5 protein-coding genes are annotated in these 6,823 nt (G+C 65.9%); 3 read left to right on the top strand and 2 right to left on the bottom strand.

Annotated features, from left to right (window positions below; translation table 11 throughout):
• On the top strand, positions 1 to 210 hold a 210-nt coding region (locus tag NCCP691_RS18485; protein WP_220810039.1), incomplete at its 5' end, for a hypothetical protein.
• A gap of 19 nt (positions 211 to 229) precedes the next feature.
• Complete coding sequence (locus tag NCCP691_RS18480) at positions 230 to 1,144, top strand: hypothetical protein (protein ID WP_220810038.1); 915 nt, start codon at positions 230 to 232, stop codon at positions 1,142 to 1,144.
• A 91-nt stretch (positions 1,145 to 1,235) separates the two neighbouring features.
• On the opposite strand, the gene NCCP691_RS18475 is transcribed toward NCCP691_RS18480, so the two are convergent.
• The gene (locus NCCP691_RS18475; protein ID WP_220810037.1) at positions 1,236 to 1,508 is read right to left on the bottom strand and encodes an oxidative damage protection protein; all 273 of its coding nucleotides are present in this window, start codon (positions 1,506 to 1,508) and stop codon (positions 1,236 to 1,238) included.
• Between the two features lie 55 nt (positions 1,509 to 1,563).
• Positions 1,564 to 2,874, bottom strand: coding sequence for an amino-acid N-acetyltransferase (argA, locus tag NCCP691_RS18470; RefSeq protein ID WP_220810036.1), 1,311 nt, complete (start codon positions 2,872 to 2,874; stop codon positions 1,564 to 1,566).
• A gap of 25 nt (positions 2,875 to 2,899) precedes the next feature.
• Here argA and hrpA point away from each other — a divergent pair, with 25 nt between their 5' ends.
• Positions 2,900 to 6,793, top strand: a complete 3,894-nt coding sequence (hrpA, locus tag NCCP691_RS18465) for an ATP-dependent RNA helicase HrpA (RefSeq protein WP_220810035.1) — start codon at positions 2,900 to 2,902, stop codon at positions 6,791 to 6,793.
• Positions 6,794 to 6,823: the final 30 nt, after the last annotated feature.

The raw sequence follows: 6,823 nt of genomic DNA, 5'->3' as shown, positions 1-6,823 counted from the left end.
CAATCGGGCATTCTTATGGATGTTCATTCGGTTGGCTTCTTTGAGAACTGGGGGTTTGGCGATTTCCAGTTTCTCAAATCCAATCCGAATGAACCAGAACAACCTATTGAAACATCACAGCTAGGCGTTCCGGACCGCGGGAACGGAACCGGAAGCCCTGTTCTGTCCACTCATGATCGCGCGGCCTGGTGCCGCCAGGTGTTTTGGTGAGACATCGGCAGGGGGGGGTATGGCGGTTAGCGGAATTTCGGGCGGGAATTCGTACAGTTCCGGCGTTAAAGATTACGACCCGTCAAACTTATACAATTCGCTGTCCGACTCTCAGAAAATCGCGTACGACGAGATATTGTCGACGTTCGGCGACTGGTTCAAGGGTCGGTCGTCAGGGGGCGGTGGCCTCGACGGTCCCGGTCTCGGAAGCGCATACAAGCCGCCGCCGAAAGGGGGAGGACGGCCGGACGGAGACAATCGTTCGGCAGAGGAGATCCTCGACGGCGCGGCCGGCAACGTCGTCAACCGGCTTGGCAAACAGAAAGACATCAAGCTCGAGTTGCTGAAGCAGCGCTGCGGCGACTGGACCGCGAACAATCCCGACCCCAAGTCGCGGGCGGACGCGGCCTACAACATACGCGAAGTGCTGGAGTACATCGACAGTTCAAAGAGTGCCGATGGCCGGGATCGGGGCGGCGCAGCGGGCGACGGCAATATCGAAGGCATCACCAAGGACGGCGACGCCCGCCACGGAACGGAAGCGGGTCTGCTGAAGGACTTCGCGGAAAATGGCTACTCCGTCTTCGACGGCACGCATCGCCTGCACAGGACCAATGACAGTCATGTCAGATGGGACGGCAGCAACAAGGACAACTTCCAGTGGTTCCTGGGCGAGGTCGGGGAGAAGCTGTTCTTCATTCCCGGAGTGGGGAACATCCTGAAAGCCATTGGCGACTCGAAAGGCGGGATAGGGGGAATGTTTTCGGCCGGGCTCGATGCCCTGCTGAAGACCTTCGAGGGCGGAGCGCAAGGCCTGGCGAATGCGCTGAAGAACGGCACCGTCGATCCGATGAGCATACTGACCCAGATCTACGCCGGCACGATCAACAGTTCCAATTCGCCCGGCACTGCCAGTCCGGGAGACATATCCTGACGGCTTCCTGCCGGGTGCCGGCTTGCGCCACGGCGGCGCGAAGAACGCCGGAATGAAGCGGGCCGCCTTTGGGCGGCCCTTTTCGTCTTGCTTATTCGGACGGGGGAACGTATCCGGACGCGGCGTCCGCGCCCGAACCGAAGAAGTGGTTCTCCATCTGCTGCGCCAGGTACTTGCGCGCGCGCGCATCGGCCAGGTTCAGGCGGTTCTCATTGACCAGCATGGTCTGGTGCTTGATCCAGCCGGCCCAGGCTTCCTTCGACACGTTTTCATAAATGCGCTTGCCCAGCTCGCCCGGATAGGGCGGGAAATCCAGGCCTTCGGCTTCGCGGTTGAGTTTGATGCAGTGGACCGTGCGGGCCATGTTTTTGCTCCTTGTGTGTAGAAGGGTCGCCGCCATATAGAGGCGACGGGATAGGTCAAAGTTGCTTGATCAGCACTTGCGACTTGCGCTGCCAGTTGTAGATGCGCTGCCTGTCCCTGGGCAAGTCGTCCACCGTGGCCATCACGAAGCCGCGCTTGAGAAACCAGTGCGCCGTGCGGGTGGTCAGCACGAAGAGCTTCGAAAAGCCCGCCGCCCGCGCCCGGTTTTCCATGTGCTTGAGTATGCGCTCGCCATCGCCCTGGCTCTGGACTTCCGGGTTGACGGTGAGACAGGCCATTTCCGCCATTTTCTCGCCCGGAAACGGGTAGAGGGCGGCGCAGCCGAAAATCACGCCGTCGTGCTCGATCACGGAGAAGTATTCGATCTCGCGCTCGATGAGTTCGCGCCCGCGCTTGACCAGGGTGCCGTCGGCCTCCAGCGGTTCGATCAGCTTGAGGATGCCGCCGACGTCCTCGATGGTCGCTTCGCGCAGCGTCTCGAGGTTCTCGGTGCTGACCATGGTGCCGACGCCGTCGTGGGTGAAGATCTCGAGCAGGGCCGAGCCGTCCATTTCGAAAGGCACGATGTGCGCGCGCGGCACGCCGCCGCGCGAGGCCTTGACGCAGTGGCGCAGGTAGAAGGCGGTGTCGGCGGGCAGCGCGTCCGACCTGAGCAGGACGTCGGCCTGGTGCGCGGTGAGTTCGTGGACGGGGCGGCCGTCGGCATCGGTCATCAGCGGCGTTTCGGTGATGAAAATCAGCTTGTCCGCATGCAGCGCGGTCGCGGCGGCCACCGCTACGTCTTCCATCGCCAGGTTGAATGCCTCGCCGGTGGGCGAGAAGCCGAGCGGCGACAGCAGCACCAGGCCGCCGGCACTCAGGATCGGCTGGATGGTCTCATAGGCGATCTTGCGCGCCACGCCGGTGAACTCGAGGTCGATGCCGTCGATGACGCCGATCGGCCGCGCGGTGACGAAATTGCCGGAGATGATGCGGATGGCGGCATGTGCCATCGGCGTGTTGGGCAGGCCCTGGCTGAAGGCCGCCTCGATGTCGAGGCGCAGTTCGCCGGCGGCTTCCTTGGCGCACTCCATGGCGGCGGCGTCGGTGATGCGCAGGCCGTTGTGGTACTTGCCCTCCAGGTTGCGCAGGGCCATCTGCTCTTCCACCTGGGGACGCGAGCCGTGCACGATCACGACCTTGATGCCGAGCGCATGCAGCAGCGAGAGGTCCTGCGCCAGCACCGGCAGCGCGCCGGCCATCACCAGCTCGCCCGGAAAGGCGACCACGAAGGTCTTGCCCCGGAACGCGTGAATGTACGGCGCGACCGAGCGCAGCCACTGTACGAACTGAATAGGGTTTTCCATGCCCGGCATTATAATTCGCCCCGATATGTCTGCACCCGCCCAAGACCAAAAAACGCCCGCCCGTCCGAAGAAGCCCGCGCCCCGAGAGCCACAGGCCGTCGAACGCAACCCGCTGCCCCCGATCACCTTCCCCGAAGAGCTGCCGGTCTCGGCGCGCCGGCAGGAGATCGCCGCCGCGCTGCGCGCCAGCCAGGTCGTCATCGTCGGCGGCGAGACCGGCTCCGGCAAGACGACGCAGCTGCCGAAGATCTGCCTCGAGCTCGGCCGCGGACAGAAGGGGCTGATCGGTCACACCCAGCCGCGCCGCATCGCGGCCTCGTCCACCGCCAAGCGCATCGCGCACGAACTCGGGTCGGCCCCGGGCGAGCACGTCGGCTTCAAGGTGCGCTTCACCGATACCCTCTCCAGAGGCGCCTCGGTCAAGCTCATGACCGACGGCATCCTGCTGGCCGAGACGCAGACCGACCCGCTGCTTAAGCAGTACGACACCATCATCATCGACGAGGCACACGAACGCAGCCTCAACATCGACTTCCTGCTCGGCTATCTCAAGCAGCTGCTGCCGCGCAGGCCCGACCTCAAGCTGATCATCACCTCGGCCACCATCGACGCCGAACGCTTCGCGCGCCATTTCGAGCGCGACGGCAAGCCGGCGCCGGTGATCGAAGTCTCGGGCCGTCTGTATCCGGTGGAGATCCGCTACCGTCCCGTGGAATCGAATGCGAAGGCCGAGAACCGGGAGCGCGCCGAGGGACGCCCTTCCGCCCAGCGGGAACAGCGCGACCTGATGGACGCGGTGGTGGACGCGGTGGACGAACTGGCGCGGCTCGGTCCCGGCGATGTGCTGGTGTTCCTGCCGGGCGAACGCGAGATCCGCGACGCCGCCGAAGCGCTGCGCAAGCATCATCCGCCGCACGTCGACATCCTGCCGCTGTTTGCGCGCCTGTCGGCGCAGGAGCAGGAGCGGGTGTTCAGGCCGAGCAATGCGCGCCGCATCGTGCTGGCCACCAACGTGGCCGAGACTTCGCTCACCGTGCCCGGCATCCGCTACGTGGTCGATACCGGCCTGGCCCGCGTCAAGCGCTACAGTTACCGCAACAAGGTGGAGCAGCTGCAGATCGAGCCGGTCGCGCAGTCCGCCGCCAACCAGCGCGCCGGCCGCTGCGGCCGCGTCGCCGCCGGCGTCTGCATCCGCCTGTACGACGAGCAGGACTACCAGCAGCGGCCGAAATACACCGATCCCGAAATCCTGCGCTCGTCGCTGGCCGCCGTCATCCTGCGGATGAAGTCGCTGCGGCTGACCGATGTCGAGACCTTTCCCTTCATCGAGCCGCCGCCCGGGCGCGCGATCGCCGACGGCTACCAGCTGCTGCAGGAGCTGGGCGCGGTCGACGACAACAACCAGCTTACGCCGCTCGGCCGCCAGCTCGCCCGGCTGCCGCTCGATCCGCGCGTCGGCCGCATGATCCTGGCCGCGCGCGACAATGCCGCCCTGACCGAGGTGCTGATCATCGCCGCCGCGCTGTCGGTGCAGGATCCGCGCGACCGTCCGCTGGACGCGCAGGAGGCCGCCGACAATGCGCACCGCAAGTTCGCCGACGACAAATCCGAATTCCTCAGCTATCTCAAGATCTGGAAATGGTTCGAGGAAGCGGTCGAGCACAAGAAGTCCAACAGGCAGCTCGCCGACAGCTGCCGCGCGAGCTTCCTGTCGCAACTGCGGCTGCGGGAATGGCGCGACGTGCACAGCCAGCTGCTGACGCTGGTGCGCGAGCAGGGCTGGCGGCTCAATGAAGCGCCGGCCACGTACGAGCAGCTGCATACCGCGCTGCTGACCGGCCTGCTCGGCAACATCGGCTACAAGGCCGAGGACGAGCCGCACTACCTCGGCGCGCGCGGCATCCGGTTCCATGTCTGGCCGGGTTCGCACCTGGCGAAGAAGGCGGGGCGCTGGATCATGTCGGCCGAACTCGTCGACACCACCCGTCTGTACGCGCGCTGCATCGCCCAGATCCAGCCCGAGTGGCTGGAGCGGGTGGGCGGCCACCTGCTCAAGAAGTCCTGGGGCGAGCCGCGCTGGGAAAAGCGCGCCGCGCAGGTCACCGCATCCGAGCGCGCCACGCTCTACGGGCTGGTGGTGTACAGTCAGCGCCGGGTCAACTACGGCAAGATCAATCCGCAGGAAGCCCACGAGATCTTCATCCGCGGCGCGCTCGTGGACGGCGAGTTCGACACGCGCCTGCCGTTCCTCGCGCATAACCAGAAGCTGGTGCGCGAGATCGAGAACCTGGAACACAAGTCGCGCCGCCTCGACGTGCTGGTGGACGAAGAGCTGATCGCCGCCTTCTACGCGCAGCACGTGCCGGCCCATGTCCATGACGGCGTCGCTTTCGAAAAGTGGTGCAAGGAGGCGCTCGCCGCCAATCCCAGGCTGCTGCACCTGAACCGCGACGACCTGATGCGGCATGAGGCGGCCGGCGTCACCACCGACCTGTTCCCGAAGTCCATGAACGTGGCGGGCGTGGCGATGGGCCTGACCTATCATTTCGAGCCGGGCAGCGCGCGCGACGGCGTCACCCTCACCATCCCGCTGTATGCGCTGAACCAGGTCTCGGCCCAGCGCTGCGAATGGCTGGTGCCAGGCATGCTCAAGGAAAAAGTCCACCTGCTGCTGAAGTCGCTGCCGCAGAAGCTGCGCCGCCACTGCGTGCCGCTGCCGGACTACGCGGCCGGCTTCGTCGAGCGCGCCGGGTTCGGCAGGGGCGAGCTGCTCGACGTACTGATGGCCGACGTGCGCGAACAGACCGGGGTGACGCTGAAGACCACCGACTTCAAGCTGGAGACGCTGCCCGCGCATCACTTCATGAACTTCAAGGTGATCGACGAGCACGGCCGCCAGCTCGAGATGGGCCGCAACCTGGCGGCGCTGCAGGCGGAGTTCGGCGGCCAGGCGCGGGAGAGCTTCCAGAAGCTGGCCGAAAAGGCGGTGGTCACACCGGCCGACGAAGCCGGCGCGCCGGTGCAGAAGCCGGCCCGGCAGCAGGCGGCGGCGGTCGCCCAGTCATCCGCCCAGCAGAACCTCACCGGATGGACCTTCGGCGAACTGCCGGAGCTGCTCGAGATCCAGCAGGGCAAGCAGACCATGATCGGCTTCCCGGCGCTGGTGGACAAGGGCAGTCATTGCGACCTCGAAGTCTTCGACGACCCGGCCGAAGCGGCGCGGGTGCACCGCGTCGGCCTGCGCCGCCTGTTCGCGCTGCAGCTCAAGGAACAGCTGAAATTCCTGGAAAAGAACATCCCCGGCCTGCAGCAGATGGGCATGCAGTACATGAGCCTCGGCACGCAGGAGGAACTGCGCGACCAGATCATCCAGGCCGGACTGGAGCGCGCCTGCCTGCAGGATCCGCTGCCGGTCAACGCGGAGGAATTCAGCCGCCGCCGTGACGAGGGCAAGTCCAGGCTCGGGCTGCTGGTCAACGAAATCGCGCGGCTGGCCGGACAGGTGCTGGCGGAATACTACGGCCTGCCCAAGAGGCTGCAGGGCGCCAAGGGACATCCGCAGGCGGTGGCCGACATTCAGTCCCAGTTGCAGGCGCTGGTGGGCAAGCGCTTCATTGCCGACACCGATTACACCCAGCTCGCGCATTTCCCGCGCTATCTGAAGGCGATCGGCATCCGGCTGGAGCGGCTGCGCGCGGATCCGGCGCGCGACGCCCGCCTGCAGGCCGAATGGCAGCAGGCCGCCGCGCCCTGGCAGCGTGCGCAGAAGGACAGGCAGCGCGCGAGCGACCCGCGCATGACCGAATACCGCTGGCTGCTGGAAGAGCTGCGGGTCTCGCTGTTCGCGCAGGAGCTGCGCACGCCGATGCCGGTGTCGGCCAAGCGGCTGCAGAAAGTCTGGGAATCGATGCAGCGCTAGGCCGTTGCAAGTGCAGGCTTCCCGGCCTGC

Source organism: Noviherbaspirillum aridicola (assembly GCF_019656455.1).
GTDB lineage: Bacteria > Pseudomonadota > Gammaproteobacteria > Burkholderiales > Burkholderiaceae_D > Noviherbaspirillum > Noviherbaspirillum aridicola.
This window is presented reverse-complemented; position numbering and strand designations above follow the sequence as displayed.

Excerpts from the sequence above, each read along its gene's own strand:
- NCCP691_RS18480 (WP_220810038.1), top strand. The coding sequence starts at position 230 with ATGGCGGTTAGCGGAATTTCGGGCGGGAATTCGTACAGTTCCGGCGTT.
- NCCP691_RS18475 (WP_220810037.1), bottom strand. The coding sequence starts at position 1,508 with ATGGCCCGCACGGTCCACTGCATCAAACTCAACCGCGAAGCCGAAGGC.
- argA (WP_220810036.1), bottom strand. The coding sequence starts at position 2,874 with ATGGAAAACCCTATTCAGTTCGTACAGTGGCTGCGCTCGGTCGCGCCG.
- hrpA (WP_220810035.1), top strand. The coding sequence starts at position 2,900 with ATGTCTGCACCCGCCCAAGACCAAAAAACGCCCGCCCGTCCGAAGAAG.